Here is a 22,617-nt window from a genome sequence, read left to right on the forward strand (position 1 = left end):
TCCGATAAAGAATTAAGATCGCTACGCTTATAGTCCCGATAGCTATCGGGAAAAGAACAAAGATTTGATTATAACTGACTGATAAACAATCGTTATTCTAAATTAAATTTGCCCGATCACTCTAAGTGAAATTGGTTTCAAAAAGCAAGGGACCATTTTTAATCTCTCTTACCAGGTCCTACTTTAATAGGCTTTGTAAACTTTTTACTTGTTTTACCGGACACTCATGTTTAAAAATCTAAACTAGTAGCAACAACACAAAAAAAAACCAGAGTTCATAGCTCTGGTTTTTTGTGGATTAAAATTACCTTTGATGGTTTAGAACCAGGTATTCCATGGAATTTTCGCCAATACACTGATGAGTGCCAAAGTGTAAAAAATGGCCAATACTTTGAATTTTGGTGTTGAGGTCAGTTTCTTTTTATGTTTGGAGTAACCAATGGTAATCAATACCACCGCAATAATCATCATTAAAGGATGTTCTACAATATTTGATCTTAACAGTTTATCGCCCATAACGCCTTTCATACCTAATTCTGATATAACGTTAACATAAGGCCCTGCAAATAATAGAACCAAACCTATAAGTAACTGAATATGGGAAACGATTAGTGTAAACAACGAGATTCTAAAATCTATAGGGTGAAATTCTTTTTTTCCAAAATATTTAAATAGAGCATTAAGAGCTGCAATTACAATCATCAAAAGGGTCAAGTAGGCCCAATAGGAATGCAGCATTTTTACAGTTTCGTACATAGTTTTTTATTTGAATGGTTGAAGACAAAAATAGTGATTTTAAATTATTATTGTCCGATAAAGAATTAAGACCGCTGCGCTTATAGAATCAAGAACAAAGATTTGATTATAACTGACTGATAAACAATCGTTATTCTAAATTAAATTTGCCCAATCACTCTTAGTGAAATTGGTTTTCAAAAACAAGGTGTCATTTTTTAAGATCTCGAACCAGGTCATGCTTTTATGGAGTTTGCAAACTTTTACCTGTTTTACCGGATACTGCTGATTTTAAATCTTCATTCTGAAGCATTATTCTGAAATTTCAATCCAACGCTTGCTTTCATTTCCAAACTCATCAACAATGGTAATAATATGCTTGCCGCGTTTTGGTTTCATGGCAAATTCATGAATGTCTTTGGTGCTGCCTAAATAGCGTTCGTCCAAATACCAAAATATCAAGGTTTCGGGTTTGGAGTGCGCTACTTTCAATACCAAATCATTAGTCTCACCATCAAAATCTTTCGGCAAGAAAATGGTATTGTTTTCTTTTGGATAGATAAACTCTATCACAACGCCGTTCTCTCCCAAACAATCCTCCCGAAATGGCGGTAAGGGTTTATAAAAGGGGTTTTGGGCTTTGTAATAATATTCCATAAGCGGGGGCAATACAAACCATGATTTATGGATGACGTTACTCAAATCTTCACACGACGAGTTGACTTGATATTGTTCTGTGTTGTCCAAATGTACTAAGACATGAAAAGGACAGGGTGCCGTTTTTAATCCAGATAGCTGAATGAATTTTTCTTCTTTAGTATCGCAATTTGGAGAGGCTCTATAACCAGATTTTAGGCAAACTTCTACGGCTTGCATTTCATCGAAGGGCTTCGAAAACCAATCGCTGTTTGGCAATACATCAAACACCTCAAACAAGATAGGCGCTGCAGTTTGCACACCTACCAATCCTGGCCGGCCTTCGCCATCTGCATTGCCTACCCAAACGCCTACTACGTAATTTTTAGTAGTGCCAATGGCCCAGGTATCGCGAAACCCGAAACTGGTACCGGTTTTCCAGGCAATTTGTTTGGAACTGTCATAAAATTCCCAGTTTTCGTTCCCTTCCGGCCGATTGACCTCCTTTAGGCTTTCATAAGTCAGATAAATCGACGCCGCATCGAACAAAGTTTTCTCTGATGTCTTTTTACCGAAGTCAATTGTTTTAGTATTTAGAAATGTAGGCTCCGCGAATTCGTTGCTATAGTATTCACTCGAAGTTTCATTAAAATGATTGAGCGTTGAAGATAAAGCGGCGTAACTTTTACATAAATCCCATAGATTGCTTTCAGCGCCACCCAAAATTAAGGACAATCCATAATGATTGGCATTGTAGGTTAAGTCTTTTAAATGCAAGGCTTTTAAATAATGATGGAACCGATCCAGCCCAAACTCCTGTAGCATCCGTACCGAAGGAACATTTAAAGAGCGCGACAAGGCCCGACTGGCAGAAACCGCGCCGTCATACTGCTTGTCAAAATTCTCAGGATTGTAACTTCCAAATTGAGTAGGCACATCCGCCACCAAAGTGTTGGGTAATATATCTCCAGCATCCAACATGGCAGCGTATAAAAAAGGTTTTAAAATACTACCGGTACTCCGTGGTTTGTCAATAACATCCACATCTTTCTGATGGGCTTTGTCAGTTGGCGTGTTGCCAACATAAGCCAAAACTTTCCTTGTTTTCACATCCAAAACCAACACGGCGGCATTGTAAATTTCGTTCTGTTTTAGAGTTTGATAATGATTGGATACAATGGTATTGACCTGATCTTGGATTGGCTTTTTGATAGTGGTTTGAACCGACTGTCCTGAATGCGTCTCGGTAACCTTTTGAAGCAGATGCGGTGCAATTTGTGGCAGCGGATAAGGTTTTTGAGGCAAGCCCTCAGCAATGGACAGTTGATAAGTTAACGAGTCAATAATTTCCTGTTTCATTAACTTATGCAATAACCGATTTCGTTTGTTGAACAGCTGCTCCTGATTCTTCCCCGGATAGATCAGACTCCGCGCATTGGGCAATACCGCTAGTGTTGCACTTTCTGCCCAAGATAATTGGGACGCATCTCTATTAAAATACCGCCAAGATGCCGCGTCGAGACCTACTACATTTCCGCCAAAAGGTGCATTGCTGCTGTAATAGGACAGAATTTTTTCTTTGGACGCCCGAAATTCCAAGCGGGTGGCCAATACAATTTCTTTGATCTTCTCAAAATAGGTTCGAGACTGTCCCTTTCTGGATAAACGGATGACCTGTTGTGTGATGGTACTCCCGCCTCTTTTAACACCTCCAGAAGTTAGATTTTCTTTTAAGGCTTTTGCTATGGACACCGGATTGAATCCAGGATGCTGATAAAAATAAGCATCTTCAAATTGAATGATACAGGTTTTAAACTTGTCAGGGACCGTGTCATTATGCGGGAATCGCCATTGACCGTCTTTGGCAATCATTGCACCCAAAAGTTCATTCCTAGAGCTTGTAATAACTGTTGCCGTCGGATCTTTGAATAATTGCCTTGGTAAACAGAAATAATACAGCAGCAGGACTACAACAATTAGAGTTGATTTGAATTTGTGGCGTTTTATGTAGGTTAATTTGTTGTTCATGAGTAAAGACCTCACAGGTTTTTGAAACCTGTGAGGTCTGATAATAATTGATATTTTATTTTTAATATTTGTTCTAAATCCCTTCCGTCTTTAAGCCTTTACCGGGGCTTAAAGCCACCTTCCCTTAAAAAGGGAAGGAAGTTTTTAATTGTATTGAAATTTAAAATTTAGTACCAATCTAAACTTCTCCTCCTTTCCAAGGAGGAGTGGATTCAGCCCGAGTATCGGGATGAAGACGAGGTGGTTCATATGCATTGTTTAAAATTCAATTTTATCTCATTTAGCAACCCTTCCAAATTTTCAAAGACATCTTTATTCTCAAATCTCAATACTTTAAATCCGAGGGACTCCAACTTCTGTTGACGTTCATAATCATAATTTTGTATTGCAAAATCCAAATGGACAGCACCGTCCAATTCAATGATTAACTTTTCAGATGCACAATAAAAATCAACAATATAGTTTTCAATGCTGTGCTGTCTCCTGAATTTCCTGCCTTTTAATTTATTGCCCTGAAGGTGTTTCCACAATGTAGCTTCCGCAGAAGTCGCATTGTTTCTAAGTTCCTTCCTTCGCTCTAAAAGATATTTTCGGTTATGGATGTTTGACTTCATATTTAGAGTTTTATTAAAAACAACCCTTCCGGCTTTAAGCCTTTACCGGGGCTTAAAGCCACCTTCCCTTAAAAAGGGAAGGAAGTTTTTAATTGTATTGAAATTTAAAATTTAGTACCAATCTAAACTTCTCCTCCTTTCCAAGGAGGAGTGGATTCAGCCCGAGGATCGGGATAAAGACGAGGTGGTTCATGCATTGTTTAAAATTCAATTTTATCTCATTTAGCAACCCTTCCAAATTTTCAAAGACATCCTTATTCTCAAATCTCAGCACTTTAAATCCGAGGGACTCCAATTTTTGGTGACGTTCACAATCATAATTTTGTATTGCAAAATCCAAATGAACAGCACCATCCAATTCAATAATTAACTTTTCAGATGCACAATAAAAATCGACAATATAGTTTTCAATGCTGTGCTGTCTCCTGAATTTTCGCCCTTCTAATTTATTTCCCTGTAAGTGTTTCCACAATGTAGCTTCCGCAGAAGTCGCATTGTTTCTGAGTTCCTTCCGTCTTTCTAAAAGATATTTTCGGTTATGGATGTTTGATTTCATTTTTAGAGTTTTGTCAACAAATAACCCTTCCGGCTTTAAGCTCTTACCGGAGCTTAAAGCCACCTTCCCTTAAAAAGGGAAGGAAATTTTTGGTCTCAATCTAAACTTCTCCTCCTTTTCAAGGAGGAGTGGATTCAGCCCGAGTATCCGGATGAAGGCGAGGTGGTTTTATTTTTCTCATCTACCTCATAACCTCAATCCACCGCCCTTTACTTCGTACCATAAACTCATTATCATACATCGCTTCAACCTGAATTCCTGGCAAATAATAAGTACCCAAATAAGACGCATTTAACATTACCGTAAAAGTTTTTGTGCCATCTTTACCTTTCTGTGGTAAATCAAAATAAAAATTCACCCGGTCATCCCTGATGTCGGTATATCTCGCTTGACTTGTAGTAGTATCTCCAAAAGCAGTAAAACGCGTGTTTACAATTTCCCATCCCGAAGGAAAGATTTGGGTCAACGCTACATTATTCACATCCTGATTTTTGAGATTACTCACTTTTACCACGGCTACAAAATCTTGCCCTTGATTCAACTTCCCAATATCCAAAACGTTTCTTTTTAAATCTTTGTAAACAACCGAGACATTTAAACCGCGCTGTTCTGAAAATTCTTCGCCAAGCGGCAATTTTCCAAAATTCAGAACGCGTACATAGACCAAATTATCTTGATTATTTTTAAAACTGAACGTATTATTACCACTTTTAACGGATAATTCACGTTGGGCAATAGCGCTTTTGGTGTCTATAGTTTCAGATTTACCGTTGAACGTATATTGCACTTTAAGCGATTTTCCGCCATTGGCTTCCACCATTTTCGCCATGGCCAATAGGCTATAGGCAGTGGTTTGAGTGCTCATCCATTTCGAACTCGAAAGATCTTTAGCTAAATCCTGTGCGACCGCGCGCATTTTAGGGTTTTTGGTCAATACCATGGTTTCTAAAGCCATGGCACGATTTCTATCCACCGATCCGTAGGTGTAATAATTATACTTTGGCGGCGTAAAATTAATATTAGCGGTACTCGAAATCTTTTGGCTAGCTTCCTTCTGACCAGCCAAAGCGTAGGCTGCTGCCAATCGCCATTTGGCGTCATTGGAAATCTCACTAAACTCCCGTAAGCGGTTCATGGCTGCCAAATCCGGACTTCCTGCCAATGCTAGCGTATACAAACGATACGCCTGTGCTAAATCAGTATTTGCAGTTCTGTAACTTGGGCGCCAATCTCTTGCCGCTTGAGTTTGGTAACGCAGCCAATTGCTTTTAAATGTCAAGGGTAATACAAAGCCTTTTTTCTCAGCTTCCAACATAAAATGTCCAGCATAAGTAGTACTCCAATCATCTACGATATGCTCTCCCATCCAGTAACCCATGCCACCGGATGCCACTTGATAATTCCCCAAACGTTTTACACCACTTTCAATATTCTTTTGGATTTCCTGTTTTTTTTGATAGGTTAGATCAAAAATATCAGTCAGATATAATTGTGGAAATACTGCAGAAGTAACCTGTTCCAAACACCCGTGTGGATATTGAATTAGATAGTGTAAACGTTTGGTGAAATCCATTGGAGGCAAGGTTGAAAATTCAACTATTGCACTATTGGTACCTGCTTCTCCAAAGGTTGCAAAATCCATGCTTTTTGAAGCGTTGGCTTCTAAAGTTTCATCTAATGATTTCGACGTCATTGGATTTGGATTATATACTTCAATATCTACTTTATAACTTGATTTTTCGCCATTACCAGTTGCAATCACCTCAACGGTATTGAAGCCTTTTGCCTTGCTGACATCCAACTCAAAATAAGTCATTTGCTCATCGGGTCTGGCAAAAGTGAGCGATCTAGATGCCGCGCCGACTATCGAAATGCCTCCACTTAATTTTAAACTGATGTTGACATTTTTCACTTTAGATTCCATGGCAAACACCGTTACAGGTAACGTTACCTTTTCACCTGGACTCAATTTTCGAGGCAAGGTTGCCAACACCATCAATGGTTTTTTTACTTGTACGGATTTCTCAACACTTCCATAGGCTTCAGTTTTCGCATCACCTGCTACCACCATCGCTCTTACGGACCCAATATAGTTTGGCATTTTTATTTTATGTATTTTTCGCTCGCCTGCACCTAAATTAAACGGTCCTAAATACTTGACCACCGGTTTAAATCGATTCGGTTTTTTGTTTTTACCTGCAGCAGCATTCGCATCACCACCAATGGCAAACACCTGATCAATGCTCCCACTGTAAGCACCAATCACATCGTCAAAAATATCCCAAGTTTTAACCCCCAAGGCTTCACGCGCATAAAATTCATCCCAAGCATTTGGCGTTTTGAATCGGGTAAGATCCAACAAGCCTTCTTCCACAATCGCCAAAGTATAGGTCATTGGTTTCTTATTATTCTCACTTACTACCACTTCAAACTCCTGATCTGGTTGCAGCGAATTTGGCATTTTGAGCTCTGGTTTTAATTTCGTCGCCGGATTTTCAACCATCAACGGAATAACCCCATATAAGCGAAGTGGCAAATCGTTAGCCGTGGTTGCATGTGGTTGTAATAAGGAAATATTGACAAACACGTTAGGCGCCATTTCTTTCGTAATCGGAATATTTACAGTTGTCTCACCTTGCTTGGTGACGACCCATTTATAAGAGAGCACCTCAGATCCGTTTTCAATACTGATGAGCGCTCTACCCTTAGTACCTGACGGAAAAGTGATTTGAGCCGACTGCCCTACATTATAATTTTCCTTATCTGCTGCAAACACCAACATTTTGGCAGCTTCTTTATCTGTATCAGGCGAATTTTGAAACCAGTTTTTATAGAAATACGCCGTTCTTCCTGTGGCATGACCACTTTGAGGATCCGTAATTCTGATCAAATACCGTCCACGTTCATTTTCAGGAATGTTTAAGGAGAATTTCCCTTTCCCATTGGCATTCGTCGTAACTTTTTTATCCAAATAAGGTTTGTGATAGGTGCTAGACACATAACTGGATAGGTTGTCTTCAGATGAATTCCACCACCAGCGCCATTCTATTTTATAAACTTTAACTTCAAGATTTTCGCGCTGTACAGGTTTGCCTTTCGCATCAACCGTTACAACATCAAAGGTTTGATTTTCATCTGTAAAAAACGATCCTTGTTTGTTTGCTTCTGGCGATTTCAATCCGACAAAAGAGCTGTAGGGTGCATATGTTTTAGTGAACGCATCCAACGAAAAATCGCCACCATTTTCAAACGCGCGTACTAAAAATTGAACGTTCAATAATCCGGGAGCATTTTTGCCAACGCTTAAAGGTTTCGTAACGTTTGCGATGCCCTCTTCATTTAAATTGCCTTCAAAAACAGTCATCTCTTCTGAAGAAAACGAACGGGTAGGATCCACAAATTCATAATTCTTATAATTCTTAAAGCCTTCGTAAGACGTACTAAACTTGGCTTTAATTTCGGCTTTTAAATTCTTCGCTGGCGTACCGTGCAACCACTGCACATCTAAGGTTCCATTTAGAGACTCATTACTGGACAAGACCTCGTCTTCAAAATCGATTTTGATTTTTAAACGGTTTGGCTTAACGGTTTCAACTCGTAACCCTTTATAAAATGACGCGCCTCCAACAGAAACTTTTGCGTTATAATTTCCGGTTTTGCCTTCAGGTTCTATTGGCACTGTAAATCGGTAGAAATTATTGGTATTCTCCGTGCTGATATTTTTGTAAATCAATTTCCCGCTCGGGTCCGTCACTTCCATTTTAACCGGATGTCCTTTGGGTAGCTTGTTATCATTATCATTCAACATAAACGTCAAAAATAACGAATCTCCCGGGCGCCAAACCCCACGTTCGCCATAGATATAGCCCTTAAGTCCGCGTTGCAAACTGTTTCCTGAAACATCAAACTTGCTTAAGGATAACGAATTGCCATCCACGAGTTTTATATAACTGGTATTTTTACCTTTGGTGACAATGGCAAAAGAGGCCACTTTAGCACTTTTAAATGTTGCTAAACCCTCACGATCAGTCGATAATTTCCCAATTTCCTGTTGCTGAAAATTGAATAATTTTACCGTCGCACCTAATTCAGGGTTGGTATCCAAAATATTAGTCACCGCAAAATAATAGGTGTTATTAGCACCCTGTTTGGCGATAACACCCAAATTGGAAGCAATTAGATTTTGAGAAACGACGCGGTTTTCATTAAAATAAGCGTCATGACAGGGATTGTTACGTTCTTCCCAATTGTAGTTAGAGTTTCTATAACTGTAAATTAAATTGTCCCAATACTCTTCTTCACGCAAATCTTCATCTTCCGTGTTACTTTCATTGTAATTCTCCTGATAATAATCATTGTAATAATAGTCCTCATAGGAGTCCTCTGAATTTTCAATGTTGGCATAATTATCACAATCAAAGATGGAATATTCCTTTTTGATGCTCAATTCTACGCGGTAAATCGCACCGGGATCGGCCTTAAAAAACTTCGACAGATCAATGCTATACGCCTTCCATTTGCCATCATTTTCTACCGCATCATCTTGCAAGGTGATGGTTTGTTTGGCAATTCGTCTGCCTACTCGTTTAATGGCCGACTGATTATTACTTTGCATATCATTGTCCTGCAAGAACTGCAACACATTATCTTCAAAAATCTTAATAACCCTGACGTCCACCGCCTTTAAATTAACGGCTTCAAAATTGAATTTAAGTTCGTTCGAATTTGGTAAAATTGTGCCATTGCTGATGAGACGCACCTGAGGTTTTAAATCTTCAAAAGAAATGGTTTCAGAAAATGCTTTTTTCAGTTTGAAACCATCGGTATTGGCAATACCCTGAAAAACATCTACCAACGCATCGCCTACCAATTTTGATTCTGGATACACTTTAAGAACGTTACCATCTACAATAAACTTCGGATTTTTGGAATACTTGATGGTCACCAATCCGTCAAAATTTTGCTGCTTTTTTAAGGGATCTGAAAAGTTAATGGACACCATTTGCTCTGGTGTTTGCACGGCTTCAACATTGACAATCGTAAAATTGTTGATCCCCGGGATCATCACTTTACGCTCACCAGAATTGTTTGCCTTAATCGCTTTACCATTCCATTTGACCAGGATGTCACTATCTTCTACAAGACGGTTAATACTATCAATCTTAAATTCGAATGCCTTTGCTCTATTTAGAGATTCATTCCACTGCAGTTTGAGTTTCTTCCCATTCTGCCAAGCCTCCACAAGCTGTTTTGCATCTGTGATAGAAACAACATCCGCCGAATTTAATGTCGCTTCCAAATACTGCCATTTTTTACTGTAAGATTGTAAATTGGTAGTGACCACATTAAAACTAGGCGCAATGGTTTTGAACTGAAACGTATAGGTTCGGAATGCTTTAGGTTGATCCTCATAGAGTTTTCCCAAATTAACACTGATCTTATATTCCGTATCCGATTGTAGTGGTTTCTCCTGCTTAAAAATCAGCGTGTGCGCATTTTCTACCAACAATTTTCCCTGAACCTTAGGCTCAATTTTTAAGATATCATCGGTGATTTCCTGACCAACGGTCCACCCTTCTATATCATTAGTGAGATTGATTAAAATAGGATCTGCGATAGACACACGACCTGCCGTGGTGTAGCTGATATAGTCTCGGAACTTAAAGAGATTATCGGTGTCTTCACTTATAGCATCATCCTTTTTACAAGAAACCACTAGACAAAGGAGGAAAACAAAAGAAAATATTTTTTTAAAAGGCATAACGCATGATGTTGGGTAGCTGCAAAGATTGTAAAACCAATGCAGATTTAAGTGGTATTTTCTTACAAATCAGTCTTTATAAATTCCTACCGTTAATTTTCCAGAAGCGTCCATGGATGCCCTATACATGCCTGCAGTGTTAAACTCCATGACCATGTTGCCATTTTTATCTACCGCAACAATACCCCCATCACCACCTAAATCAGGCACCTTTTTCTGAATGACTTCTCGCGCTGCTTCTTGAAGACTCAAGCCTTTATAATCCATTAAGGCTGAAATATCGTGAGCCACCATCGCACGGATAAAATACTCGCCCCAACCCGTGCTACTTACAGCACAGGTAGCGTTATTGGCATAGGTACCGGCACCTATAATTGGCGCATCACCAATACGTCCCCAACGTTTATTAGTCATGCCGCCTGTTGAAGTTCCTGCGGCGAGATTTCCATTTTTATCCAATGCCACACAACCTACGGTTCCAAATTTCGAATCTTTAATTGTAGGATCATAAAATGCAGTTTTATCGCGAGCAGTTTTGTTGGCTTCGGCCGCTTTTACCCGTTCTAAAGCTTTAAATCGGCTTTCAGTGTAAAAATAAGACGGCTCTACAAGTTCTAATTCTTGCTCTTTTGCAAACAATTCCGCACCTTCTCCCGAGAGCATGACATGTGGTGAGTTTTCCATAACCGCTCTAGCTAAATTAATCGGATTTTTAACCGTTTTAGTTCCCGCAGAAGCGCCCGCATTTAATGTTTTCCCATCCATGATTGAGGCGTCCAACTCATTAGTACCTGCATTTGTAAACACCGCACCCTTGCCTGCGTTAAACAGTGGCGAATTTTCCAAAACATTGATGGTTTTCTCTACAGCATACAAACTCGTACCGCCATTTTTTAAAATCTCGTGCCCCACGCGAATCGCCTCTTCCAGCTTCGCATTATAGGCTGCTTCATCTTCCGCTGACATATTTTCACGTAAGATGGTACCCGCTCCACCATGGATGACAATGGCAAATTCATTCACTTTTTTTGATTCGGAAGTATTGTTCTTTGCTGCTTCAGAAGTTGTTTCCTGTTCCACCGTAATGGTGTTTTGATCACTTTTACAGTTTAGAAACAGGAGCATTAAAAGCGGGACATAAATGAGGTTTTTCATAGCGTATAGATTGAATTTCAGCCTTAAAGTTAGCTTATTTTTAAGGACCGAAGGCTTCAAAAAGCGACATATTATTGTTATCTTCGCAAACATCATTAATTAATTAAAAAACAATATATATGCAAGCAGTTGCTACAGATTTTGGAATTGAAAAAGCCCTAAAAGCGTTAGGCGTTAAAGATATAAATGAAGGCACTTCAACAGGCTCCACTAATTTTTCTAACGGCGAAGTTATTGAAAGCTATTCACCAGTAGATGGAAAACTGATTGGTAAGGTTAAATCGACCACCAAAGAAGATTACGAGAAAGTGATGGAAGCTTCTACAAAAGCATTCAAAACTTGGAGAGACGTGCCAGCACCACAACGTGGCGAAATTGTACGTCAATTTGGTAATAAATTGAGAGAATTAAAGCAACCTCTTGGAAAACTTGTGTCTTATGAAATGGGTAAATCTTTACAAGAAGGTTATGGTGAGGTTCAAGAGATGATTGACATCTGCGATTTCGCAGTGGGTCTATCCCGTCAATTAAATGGGCAAACCATTCCTTCTGAACGTCCTGGTCACGTGATGAGAGAACAATGGCACCCAATTGGTGTGGTTGGGATCATCTCAGCATTTAACTTCCCTGTTGCCGTTTGGGCTTGGAATACCGCACTTGCGTGGATTTGTGGTGATGTTTGTGTTTGGAAAGCTTCAGAAAAAACACCTTTATGTTCTATAGCCTGTCAAAATATCATTGCCGGCGTTTTAAAAGATAATAATTTACCTGAAGGGATTTCTAATATCATCAATGGCGATTATAAAGTTGGTGAATTCATGACAAAAGATCCTAAAATTGCTCTTATTTCTGCAACAGGATCTACAAGAATGGGACGTATTGTTGGAAAAACCGTTGCGGAACGTTTTGGAAAATCATTATTAGAATTAGGAGGAAATAATGCCATTATTATTACACCAACTGCCGATTTAAAAGTCGTGGTTCCTGGTGCTGTATTTGGTGCTGTAGGCACAGCAGGACAACGTTGTACCTCAACACGTCGTTTAATTATTCATGAATCGGTTTACGATAAAGTAAGAGATGCTATTGTTGGTGCTTACGGCCAAATCAAAATTGGGAATCCATTAGATGAAAACAATCATGTTGGACCAGTAATTGACAAAGATTCTGTAAAAACTTATTTAGCTGCTATTGAAAAAGCAAAAGCTGAAGGTGGAAACGTTTTGGTTGAAGGCGGCGTTTTAGAAGGTGAAGGTTTTGAAAGTGGTTGCTATGTGAAACCAGCCATTATTGAAGCAGAAAATCATTATGAAATTGTACAACACGAAACATTTGCGCCTATTTTATATTTGATGAAATATTCTGGCGATGTAGAAAATGCAATTGAAACCCAAAATGGTGTAGCTCAAGGTCTATCTTCCGCTATCATGACCAACGAACTGAAAGAAGCAGAGAAATTCTTGTCTTATGCGGGTTCAGATTGTGGAATTGCCAATGTAAACATTGGAACTTCAGGTGCTGAAATTGGTGGTGCCTTTGGAGGTGAAAAAGAAACAGGTGGCGGACGTGAGTCTGGATCTGATGCTTGGAAAGTGTATATGCGTCGCCAAACAAATACCGTTAATTATTCTGACGAATTGCCTTTAGCACAAGGCATCAAGTTTGATTTGTAATAGATCAAGCTCATAAAATTTAAAAAGCCACTTTCCTTTGAAAGTGGCTTTTTTATTACTAATGCGAATCAAGGGTTAAAATATTAAGCTTATAAAAGCAGAAGCAATTTTACCAAATATATGGATCAACAATCCTTTGGTTGACCTTACTTTACTTGCTCTTTGAATATCTGTTTTTTGTATGAGCCAATTAAACAAGGATTCTATGGGCTGCCTAATTCTGGACACTGCTGTTGAAAACAGGTCATTTGCAGCTTTATCCATATTTTTTATTGCTTGACATTGCCCTTTGACCCCTTTGATCGGCGTCATCATTATCGATTTTTTTTCTTGTTCCAGTTCCGTAAAGAAATCGAGATTGTTATATATTTTATCGCCAAAAAAACTTCTGCCGGTTTTCCCTGACCAAGCTTCTTTGAAAACGTTGAGGTCATTTTCAGAAGCAGGGCTTATCAGGATTTCTTCAGGAAATGGAATGCTGTTCAATCGCCTGAAGGCGAGTGCATGTAGTTTCACTCCATAATAGTAAAGGCTTTTGGTTGAACAATAGCCCTTATTGGTCAAGTCCCTTGCCACTTTTCCCGATCGTTTTCCAGAACAGGTGATTATCGGCATTGAATCCAGTAAGCTTTGTCCTTTAGAACAGTCAGATGGCAAAAGATCATCAAACAATGAGGCCGCAAAGCCCCTAAAGGCCTCTGTCAATTGATTGAGCCGGTTAGAGAAACCAGCGTATGACCCAAGTTTTGGAAACCAATCAAGCAGATATTCACAGGCATATCTATGGATCTGCTTAATGTCCGTGCGCTGTTCCTCTTGCACTGCGAATAGGTAAATTGTCATGATCTCTTGGTCTGTAAATTCTTGTTTGTTGTTGTTGCTGAAACGTTCACAGGTATATTTTAACTCTTTTTCAAATCTATCGCATACAATGGAGTAGATTTTTACTAATTTTAAGGCTTTGGTCTGATTAATCATATATTTAAAAGTGCGTTGAATACACCTTAAATATACTGATTATCAGACTTTTAAACTAATTTTTTGAAAGAAATTTCTTTCTTTTTTTACTCTTTTTTCAACCCTTGATTGGCATTACTAACTAATAGTTTCTAAGGCACCTCTTTAATCACATATACATACACCGGAAAATGATCACTAAAGCCGTCTGTAAAGCCACCATCTGAAAAACTTCTAAAGGGATAACCTTTCCACCGCCCGCGTTTGGTGGTCAAATAATTTTTATTATAGATAAAGGCTTTATAAAATCTGAAGGACGAATAGTCCTTTTCCAATAAAGGCTGCGTCATTAAAATTTGATCAAACAAACTCCACGCATCGCGATACGCCGTGGTGCCCAATCCATTTTTATGAAAATTTTCGTACGGATTGTAAATGTCTTTTAATTCTAGTTTATCCTTATCTGCTTTCGCGTTCAGAACCTCCTTTAAACTTGCGTTAATTGGATCATCATTTAAATCGCCCATCGTAAAAATCTTGGCGTAAGGATCGATGACCTGAAGAGAATCAATGAGGCGCTTATTAAGTTTAGCTGCAGCAATGCGTTTGCTTCTACTTCGTTCTTCACCACCACTCCGCGAAGGCCAATGGTTGACAATCACATGAATCAAATCGCCATCTAGTTTTCCGCTTACCAAAAGCTGATCTCGTGTATGAACTCGGTTTCTAGTCGTTTCATCATAAATTTTTACGACATGACTACTGGTTGAAATCGGTTGAAAAAGTGCCTTTTGATAAATCAAGGCAACATCAATACCGCGGATATCTGGAGATTCATAATGGATAATACCGTAATCTTTCGCTAATAGTAGCGGATCATTGACCAAATCGACCAAAACATTTCTATTTTCAATTTCCGAAACTCCCAAGATTGCAGGAGCGTTATGAGCGTCATCAGCTCCGATATCCGAAATTACACGTGCCATATTCCGTACTTTCTTATGATAAATAGCGGACCTCCCCGTACGCAACTCCATCATTGGGCTGGACTCATCAAATTTTGAAGGATCATTGATGGTGTCGAAAAAATTCTCCAAATTATAAAATGCAAGCGTATGGATCTTAAATTTTTTAGGCTCCTGAGACCATAGATTGGATGCAAACACTAATAAAACAAGGCTCAAGCGTAAGGTCTGTAATGTCATTTTACAAATTGTTTAATTTCACTTCCATAATTTTTGAACCAAATGTAAATATATATTAGAAATAATGTACATTTATGAGGGCCTAAATAACTCATCTTTAGACAAAAAGAAAACAAAGTGCCGTTTCAATTTTTGCAGCAATGCAAGCAAATAAGTGATGAATGACCTCACGTCAGCATACCTCTGACTGATCAAATAAAAATTAGCCTATGAGAAAAAGCGTGACGTTTTTTTTATTTGGTTTTTTTTCTGTCTTAACCTTGGCCGCGCAACAAACTGTTGTAAAGGGAAGTGTTATTGACGGCACAACCCTTGCCCGCATACCAAACGTTACCATCACCATTGAGGAAACGCTGCAGTCCGTTGAAACCGATGCTGAAGGACAGTTCAGTTTTACTGCAGATTTACCATTAGGTGATCACATCTTAAAGGTTGAGAAAAGCGGTTACCTCACCAAACGGTTTCCCATAATCATTTATGAAGGCCAAACTCTGGATATTAGTGACATGATGCTGGATATCAATATTGCAGATACGGTAGATTTGTTTACGATAACCCTTTCTGACGACGAATTGAATGATGACGCCATTGGTGGGGCAGATAATATTTCTGGTCTTTTACAATCTTCACAAGACATCTTTCAACGTACTGCTGCGTTTGAATTTAGCGCATCGTTTTTTAGTATCAGAGGGTTGAGCTCAGAGAATAGCACCATTTTGATTAACGGGATTGAAATGAACAAGGTTTACAACGGCAGACCGCAATGGAGTAATTGGGGCGGACTGAATGATGTCCTCCGAAATCAGGAACTGTCCTCCAACTTGACGCCATCAAACTATACATTTGGCGGCATTTTAGGCTCTACGAACATCAACACCCGAGCATCGGAATATAAAAAGGGTGGACGTCTAACCTATTCCTCCTCAGACAGAAGTTATACCAATAGGGCGATTGGAAGTTATGCCACCGGACTGATGAAGGGGGATTGGGCAGTGGCACTTTCTGTTGGCAAACGGTGGGGAGATGAAGGCTTTCAAGAAGCTACGTTTTATGATTCCAATTCCTTTTTTGCATCTGTAGAAAAAATAATTAATGACAAGCAGAGTTTAAATTTTACTGCCATTTACACGCCCAATCGCAGAGGAAAATCTTCTCCCAACACTCAAGAAGTTTATGATCTCAAAGGCATCACCTATAACGAATACTGGGGCTATCAAGATGGTGAAAAACGCAACTCACGCGTTAAAGAAGTGAATGAGCCCATAATAATGCTGAATCATTACTGGGATATTACTAACACCACAACCCTAAACACAAATGTGGCCTACCAGTTTGGTAAAACCGGCAATAGCCGCTTGGATTATCCGGGAGGCGGCAATCCGAATAGTGCCTATTATCAAAAATTACCAAGCTACGCTTTGGCCAATTCCAATGGCCCTGATTATGCCACCGCCTATCAGTTGGAACAGGAATTCTTGAAAGATGGCCAAATTGATTGGAACCGAATCTATGATGCCATTTTAACCAAACATAGTAGCGGCGCTACGGCAGCTTATCTGTTATATGAAGATCGCAATGATGATTCCCAAATCACCGCCAACACTGTTCTTATTTCTGATATAACTGACCATATCACCTTAAACGGAGCACTCAACTACACCCGATTAAAATCTGATAATTTTGCGGAAGTTATCGATTTGTTAGGGGCTACCGGCGCTTTAAATATGGATGCTTTTGATAATATCCAATATGACTTGAAAAATCCGAATAGGATTGTTAGTGAAGGTGATCGGTTCCGATACAACTACATTCTTGAGGCCAACGTCATTTCTGGATTTGCGCAGGCACAATTTAAATACACGCAATGGGAATTTTTCGCTGCACTAAGTGCTGCGCATACAGCCTATCTTCGTGACGGAATTTATCAGCACGAAATTTATCCCGATAATTCTTATGGAAAGGGCGAAAAATTAAATTTTATAGGTGTGGGCGCAAAGGCTGGACTTACCTATAAAATCACAGGAAAGCATGTTTTGAATTTTAATGTTGGCTACCTTACAAAAGCACCTTCACTTCGAAACACCTATTCCAACTCTAGAGAAAATCAAAATGTAGTCAAAAACATATCAGAAGAAAAGATAACCTCAGCCGATGTCAGTTATATTTTCCGTTCTTCCATAGTAAAAGCAAAACTAACTGGCTACTTTTCTAAAATTGAAGATGCTAATGAAATTTCGTTTTACTACGCTGATGGTTTGAGCAGTTTTGAGATTTCAGAAAACCAGACCTCAGCATTTGTCCAGGAGATCTTACAGGGCATTGACAAACAACATTTTGGCGCAGAATTAGGGCTTGAGGCGCAACTCACAACTACCATTAAAATAAAAGGTGCCGGCTCTGTAGGTCAATTTACCTATAGCAACAATCCAAATTTGTATTTAACCTCTTCAAGTTTCACCAACCCTAGCGGCATTGATTATGGAAAGGCCTTATTAAAAAACTACAAACTGGCGGGTGGACCTCAAACGGCATATTCAGCAGGTTTTGAATACCGTGATCCTGAATATTGGTGGTTTGGTGCAACGGCCAACTTTTTTGAAAACACCTATGTAGATATCAGCCCGTTAATTAGAACACGTAATTTCTATTCGGATGCTGACGGACTGCCCTTTAATGATTATGACGCTGAGGTGGCGCGAAAACTTTTAAAACAAGAGAGATTTGATGATTATATGATTGTGAATTTGGTGGGTGGGAAGTCGTGGAAAATAAAGCAGTACTATTTAGGCTTTTTTGCAAGTATCAATAACCTCTTAGACACCGTGCACAAAACCGGAGGGTTTGAACAAGGTAGAAATGCCAATTACAGAGAACTAAAAGAAGACGTTGGTCGCGATACGCCCGTATTTGGCTCAAAATACTGGTACGGACGCGGTGCGACTTATTTTTTAAATGTTTATGTGAGATTTTAAATTAATACAACAACCATGATTAAAACACTTAAATTAACAGCATTTCTCTCAGGATTGGCAGTGCTCCTTACTGTTATATCATGTGTTCAGGACGATGATTTTTCTATTCCAGAAGGCTTAGGGGTTGAAGAGAACAAAGGTCTCGAAGCACTTTTAGCCAGCGGAGCTACTGAGATTTCCATCCCTGAATTAAAAGCAAAATACACACACAACAATTCGTTACCAGTCCTTATTGACACAAACATTTTTATTAAAGGCGTTGTGAGTTCTTCAGATAAATCCGGAAACTTTTTTAAGGAAATTTTTATTCAGAATGCTCCAGAAAACCCTACAGTTGGCATCAAATTGATTGCGAATCAAGTAGAGTCCAACAACCAATACAACCTTGGAAGAGAAGTCTATATCAACTTAAAAGGTCTCTATATTGGAGAGGAACGGGTTGGAAATGGTGTGACAACCATTGGAGGAAGCACCCAAACCAACAACTTTGGTACTACTGTAGTACGACTTACGGAGAATCAAAGAACTAAAAACATCTTCCGTACCGCAACTACGCTTGAATTAACACCCTTAGAACTCACGTTTTCTCAAGTTAACAGCTCTCATATCGGGATTTATGCCAAGTTTAGCGGTGTCGAATTTGTACCCAATTTAGAAGGTAAACGCTACTTTGACCCCGTACAGGATTTTGATACGCTACGGCAATTACAGAGCTGTTCGGGAACCATCGGTTATTCAAATTTTATTTTGGAAACCAGCTCCTATGCCGATTTTAAAGACGTGCTGCTCCCAACCGGAAATGGAATTATTTCAGGAGTGGTTTCAAAAACCTATGATGGCAGCAAGTTGGTTGTTGCCCTAAATACGCTAAGCGATGTTGTGATGACCAACAGCCGATGCACACCTTTAGGTCTGGAAAATTTTTCGACCTTATTCAAAGAAGATTTTGAATCTGCCAAACATAACACCAATCTCAACTTTAAAGGTTGGACTAATTTTGCAGAAGCCGGCACTACTAAATGGCGAGAAAAAAACATAGAGGGCAACGGCTATACAGAGTTTGGCACGTTTGGTACGCGGAGCCCAGTAAATATTGCCTGGTTGATTACCCCAAGATTTAATATGGACAACAATTCTAATATATATCTAAATTTCAGGGCGGCACAACACCATTTGGACTCTCCCAATAACAGCCTAGAAGTTTTGGTGTCTACAAATTATAATGGCACCAATGTGCTTACCGCAACCTGGACGCCTATAGAAGCTGCCATACCATCACAAAGCAACTCGTGGTATGAATTTGTGGACTCTGGTTTGATCAATCTGTCTCTATATAAAGGAACATTTCATGTGGCATTTAAGGTGACTGGCTCTGGGACGGACACCACTATGGATGGCGCCTACCAAATTGATGATGTTTTATTATTAACCTCCAAATGAACAACCTCGACCCAAGGGTACGAGGTATCAAGTAGAAGCTCCTTTTTTATTTCGACGCAGNNATCCCGCTAAAAAGCGGGATTAGTTCAACTAACAATTTTTAATTCATTGCTGCGCAACTTTTAAAAATTGAGTTTCACTAATTTAAAATAACGCTACTTTGAACAGCTTAATTTGATTATTTTTGCTGCCTATGACGATTTTTGACCAATTGTTTTTCAATAGTTTTAATTACTATAAGAACACTGCCTATAAGAATAAGGCAAACCGTATTGCTATTATATACATCACCCTTGTACAAGCTTCCCTGTTGCTTGTTTTAGGTGTCTTTTTTGGAGAGTTTTTCCAACAAATGCATGTGGACACCATGTCCAGAACTAATGCTTGGGTATTGCTCGCCGTTGCTTCCTTCATTCTGTATTTTACAAATTGGATCCAGTACAGTGGTAAAAAACGAAAGATCATGAATGCCAATCAAAAAAAGAAAACCGGGTATGGTATTTTTACTTTGTGGTTAATTCCTGTGGTGGCGGTGTTTTTGGCAGTGCTGTTCTTGAAAGTAGTTTAGTCGTTATCTCAGAGCCAAAAAATAATTTTAAGTTTCAGAATGCAGATCACTACCATTTAAAGGCTGTTGTTCTTTCAATTGAATATACACCGGAAAATGGTCGCTATAGCCACCTTTGTATTTCTTTCCCACATAGGTTCTAAAAGGCTGCCCTTTATATTTGCCACTAAATTGGGTTAAGAAGGAATCATCAAAAATATCTGCTTTTAAAAATTGAAGTCCCCCATTCTTGGGCGCCAACAAATTATCAGTCATTAAAATCTGATCAAATAAAATCCATTTATAATTATGATTGGCACTGCCTCTTGTATAAGATAGCAGCGTTTCCATAGGATTGTAAAGCCGCTGCTCATTCTTTAAAAATTGAATGCTTTCATTTTTGGGATTATCATTAAAATCGCCCATCACGATAATTTTCGCATCAACATCCGCATCTCGGATGTCGTTCATGAGTCCTATCACTCTTTGAGCCGCATACATGCGTTTATGCCCAGTAGCATCTGACTCTTGATGTCTGGATGGCCAATGGTTGACTAAAACATGGATCTTTTCATCCCTCAAATAGCCACTCACTTTAAGAATGTCCCGCGTATAGTCTCGTACCCCCAATTTACTCTCTACATGCAACGTAATCGTTTCAGAAGTTTCTAACCTAAAGCTGTTTTTATCATATAACAAGGCTACATCAATCCCTCTTTCATCAGGTGAATTGTAATGTACAAATCCGTAGTTATGGTCTTTCAAATGCGTGCTTTGGACCAAATCCGTCAAAACCTTATCGTTCTCAACCTCAGCCAATCCGATTAAGGAAGGTGGTTTTTGAAGATCATCAAACCCTATTTTGGAAATGGCCTTTCCCGTTTTATAGACTTTTGTTTCGTATCGATCTTTATTCCATTTTTTATTTGCTTTCTCTAAAAAATCGGTATCCATGATGAGTGGATCGTTTAGATGATCAAATAAGTTCTCTGTATTATAAAAAGCAATGGTATGGGTATCAGAATTTGGGTGTTGCAGGCTCACATCGATAATTTAAGTCTTAAAAATACTAAATGATAGCCAATCAATTATGTAACTTTGTCTTTTAATCAGATTTATGTTAGAGAAAAAAGATATTAATTTAGAAAAGGCCGTTTTAATTGGTGTTGTCACCAAAACACAGAATGAAGAGACATCTAAAGAATATTTAGATGAACTGGAATTTTTAACCTATACAGCAGGCGGCGAAGTAGTAAAACGCTTCACACAAAAAATGGAAATGCCAAACCCCAAGACCTTTATAGGCACAGGGAAAATGCAGGAAGTGGCTGAATTTATCAAAGAGAACGACATTGGAACCGCAATTTTTGATGACGAGTTATCTGCAGCTCAAGAACGTAATATCAGTAAGTTATTAGAATGTAAGGTCTTGGATAGAACCAACCTTATCCTCGATATTTTTGCACAACGTGCACAAACAAGTTACGCCAGGACTCAGGTTGAATTGGCGCAATGCGAATACTTACTACCACGCTTAAAAGGGATGTGGACCCACTTGGAACGTCAAAAAGGGGGTATTGGAATGCGTGGTCCTGGAGAAACCGAAATTGAAACGGATAGGCGTATTGTTAGAGATCGGATTTCTCTGTTAAAGGATAAGATCAAAACCATTGACCGTCAGCAGTCCGTACAACGTGGCAATAGAGGTCAGTTGGTGCGTGTGGCATTGGTGGGTTATACCAACGTTGGGAAATCAACCCTAATGAACGTTATCAGCAAAAGCGAAGTGTTTGCAGAAGATAAACTGTTTGCAACGCTGGACACCACGGTACGGAAAGTAGTCATTGGCAACCTGCCTTTTTTAATGACGGATACGGTTGGATTTATCAGAAAACTGCCCACCCAATTGGTAGAATCCTTTAAAAGTACTTTGGACGAAGTAAGGGAAGCCGATTTGTTATTACATGTGGTAGACATTTCACACCCTAGCTTTGAGGATCAAATTGCCAGCGTCGATAAAATTTTAGGAGAAATTGATAGTGCAAATAAACTAACCATCATGGTGTTCAATAAAATTGACTCTTATGAGGCCGTACCATTTGATAAGGATGATTTGATTGCGGTGAGAACCAAAGAAAATTATTCGCTGGAAGAGTGGAAAAAGACCTGGATGAATAAAATTGGGAATGACGCCATTTTTATTTCAGCGTTGAATAAAGAGAATATGGAGGCGTTCAAAAAGCGTGTTTATGATGAAGTGCGAGACATTCACGTGGCGCGCTTCCCTTATAATAATTTTCTATATCCTGATTACCAACAAGAGGAAGAAGAATAAAAA

General features: G+C 39.0%; 14 protein-coding genes. 5 read left to right on the forward strand and 9 right to left on the reverse strand.

Annotation, left to right across the window (positions count from 1 at the left end):
* Positions 1-318: 318 nt before the first annotated feature.
* The 6 genes from JEM65_RS02040 to JEM65_RS02065 form a co-directional block, all read right to left on the reverse strand.
* Positions 319-756, reverse strand: a complete 438-nt coding sequence (locus tag JEM65_RS02040; protein WP_199596889.1) for a hypothetical protein — start codon at positions 754-756, stop codon at positions 319-321.
* A 291-nt stretch (positions 757-1,047) separates the two neighbouring features.
* Positions 1,048-3,399 (reverse strand): penicillin-binding protein 1C, encoded by a 2,352-nt coding sequence (gene pbpC / locus JEM65_RS02045; RefSeq protein WP_199596890.1) that lies wholly within the window; start codon positions 3,397-3,399, stop codon positions 1,048-1,050.
* A 245-nt stretch (positions 3,400-3,644) separates the two neighbouring features.
* Complete coding sequence (locus JEM65_RS02050; RefSeq protein WP_199596891.1) at positions 3,645-4,013, reverse strand: endonuclease domain-containing protein; 369 nt, start codon at positions 4,011-4,013, stop codon at positions 3,645-3,647.
* Positions 4,014-4,101: 88 nt separating this feature from the next.
* Positions 4,102-4,569 carry an endonuclease domain-containing protein gene (locus tag JEM65_RS02055; protein ID WP_199596892.1) on the reverse strand — a complete coding sequence of 156 codons (468 nt, stop codon included), beginning with the start codon at positions 4,567-4,569 and terminating at the stop codon, positions 4,102-4,104.
* A 181-nt stretch (positions 4,570-4,750) separates the two neighbouring features.
* A complete protein-coding gene (locus tag JEM65_RS02060) occupies positions 4,751-10,330 on the reverse strand; it encodes an alpha-2-macroglobulin family protein (protein ID WP_199596893.1) in 5,580 nt (1,859 codons plus the stop codon).
* A 69-nt stretch (positions 10,331-10,399) separates the two neighbouring features.
* On the reverse strand, positions 10,400-11,485 hold the full coding sequence (locus JEM65_RS02065; RefSeq protein ID WP_199596894.1) for an isoaspartyl peptidase/L-asparaginase family protein: 1,086 nt from the start codon (positions 11,483-11,485) through the stop codon (positions 10,400-10,402).
* Positions 11,486-11,604: 119 nt separating this feature from the next.
* On the opposite strand from JEM65_RS02065, the gene amaB reads away from it, so the two are divergent.
* Positions 11,605-13,158 carry an L-piperidine-6-carboxylate dehydrogenase gene (gene amaB, locus JEM65_RS02070; RefSeq protein WP_199596895.1) on the forward strand — a complete coding sequence of 518 codons (1,554 nt, stop codon included), beginning with the start codon at positions 11,605-11,607 and terminating at the stop codon, positions 13,156-13,158.
* A gap of 75 nt (positions 13,159-13,233) precedes the next feature.
* Here amaB and JEM65_RS02075 read toward each other — a convergent pair whose 3' ends face one another.
* On the reverse strand, positions 13,234-14,136 hold the full coding sequence (locus tag JEM65_RS02075) for a transposase (protein WP_199596896.1): 903 nt from the start codon (positions 14,134-14,136) through the stop codon (positions 13,234-13,236).
* Between the two features lie 131 nt (positions 14,137-14,267).
* Entirely contained in the window at positions 14,268-15,320 is a 1,053-nt protein-coding gene (locus tag JEM65_RS02080) for an endonuclease/exonuclease/phosphatase family protein (protein WP_199596897.1), read from the reverse strand.
* A gap of 209 nt (positions 15,321-15,529) precedes the next feature.
* On the opposite strand from JEM65_RS02080, the gene JEM65_RS02085 reads away from it, so the two are divergent.
* From JEM65_RS02085 to JEM65_RS02095, 3 genes are all read left to right on the forward strand, one after another.
* The gene (locus JEM65_RS02085; RefSeq protein WP_199596898.1) at positions 15,530-18,292 is read left to right on the forward strand and encodes a carboxypeptidase regulatory-like domain-containing protein; all 2,763 of its coding nucleotides are present in this window, start codon (positions 15,530-15,532) and stop codon (positions 18,290-18,292) included.
* A 15-nt stretch (positions 18,293-18,307) separates the two neighbouring features.
* Positions 18,308-19,732 (forward strand): DUF5689 domain-containing protein, encoded by a 1,425-nt coding sequence (locus JEM65_RS02090; RefSeq protein ID WP_199596899.1) that lies wholly within the window; start codon positions 18,308-18,310, stop codon positions 19,730-19,732.
* A 193-nt stretch (positions 19,733-19,925) separates the two neighbouring features.
* The gene (locus JEM65_RS02095) at positions 19,926-20,300 is read left to right on the forward strand and encodes a hypothetical protein (protein ID WP_199596900.1); all 375 of its coding nucleotides are present in this window, start codon (positions 19,926-19,928) and stop codon (positions 20,298-20,300) included.
* Between the two features lie 27 nt (positions 20,301-20,327).
* On the opposite strand, the gene JEM65_RS02100 is transcribed toward JEM65_RS02095, so the two are convergent.
* Positions 20,328-21,323: an endonuclease/exonuclease/phosphatase family protein gene (locus tag JEM65_RS02100; protein WP_307810537.1), complete on the reverse strand. Its 996-nt coding sequence runs from the start codon at positions 21,321-21,323 to the stop codon at positions 20,328-20,330.
* A 73-nt stretch (positions 21,324-21,396) separates the two neighbouring features.
* Between JEM65_RS02100 and hflX the strand changes: the two genes are divergently transcribed.
* Positions 21,397-22,614, forward strand: coding sequence for a GTPase HflX (gene hflX, locus JEM65_RS02105; protein WP_199596901.1), 1,218 nt, complete (start codon positions 21,397-21,399; stop codon positions 22,612-22,614).
* The last annotated feature ends 3 nt before the right edge of the window (positions 22,615-22,617 follow it).

Source organism: Gelidibacter salicanalis (genome assembly GCF_016469035.1).
Classification (GTDB): Bacteria; Bacteroidota; Bacteroidia; order Flavobacteriales; family Flavobacteriaceae; genus Gelidibacter; species Gelidibacter salicanalis_A.

Bases quoted from the DNA above. Each gene is read 5' to 3' on its own strand.
- JEM65_RS02040 (WP_199596889.1), bottom strand. From the start codon at position 756: ATGTACGAAACTGTAAAAATGCTGCATTCCTATTGGGCCTACTTGACC.
- pbpC (WP_199596890.1), bottom strand. From the start codon at position 3,399: ATGAACAACAAATTAACCTACATAAAACGCCACAAATTCAAATCAACT.
- JEM65_RS02050 (WP_199596891.1), bottom strand. From the start codon at position 4,013: ATGAAGTCAAACATCCATAACCGAAAATATCTTTTAGAGCGAAGGAAG.
- JEM65_RS02055 (WP_199596892.1), bottom strand. From the start codon at position 4,569: ATGAAATCAAACATCCATAACCGAAAATATCTTTTAGAAAGACGGAAG.
- JEM65_RS02060 (WP_199596893.1), bottom strand. From the start codon at position 10,330: ATGCCTTTTAAAAAAATATTTTCTTTTGTTTTCCTCCTTTGTCTAGTG.
- JEM65_RS02065 (WP_199596894.1), bottom strand. From the start codon at position 11,485: ATGAAAAACCTCATTTATGTCCCGCTTTTAATGCTCCTGTTTCTAAAC.
- amaB (WP_199596895.1), top strand. From the start codon at position 11,605: ATGCAAGCAGTTGCTACAGATTTTGGAATTGAAAAAGCCCTAAAAGCG.
- JEM65_RS02075 (WP_199596896.1), bottom strand. From the start codon at position 14,136: ATGATTAATCAGACCAAAGCCTTAAAATTAGTAAAAATCTACTCCATT.
- JEM65_RS02080 (WP_199596897.1), bottom strand. From the start codon at position 15,320: ATGACATTACAGACCTTACGCTTGAGCCTTGTTTTATTAGTGTTTGCA.
- JEM65_RS02085 (WP_199596898.1), top strand. From the start codon at position 15,530: ATGAGAAAAAGCGTGACGTTTTTTTTATTTGGTTTTTTTTCTGTCTTA.
- JEM65_RS02090 (WP_199596899.1), top strand. From the start codon at position 18,308: ATGATTAAAACACTTAAATTAACAGCATTTCTCTCAGGATTGGCAGTG.
- JEM65_RS02095 (WP_199596900.1), top strand. From the start codon at position 19,926: ATGACGATTTTTGACCAATTGTTTTTCAATAGTTTTAATTACTATAAG.
- hflX (WP_199596901.1), top strand. From the start codon at position 21,397: ATGTTAGAGAAAAAAGATATTAATTTAGAAAAGGCCGTTTTAATTGGT.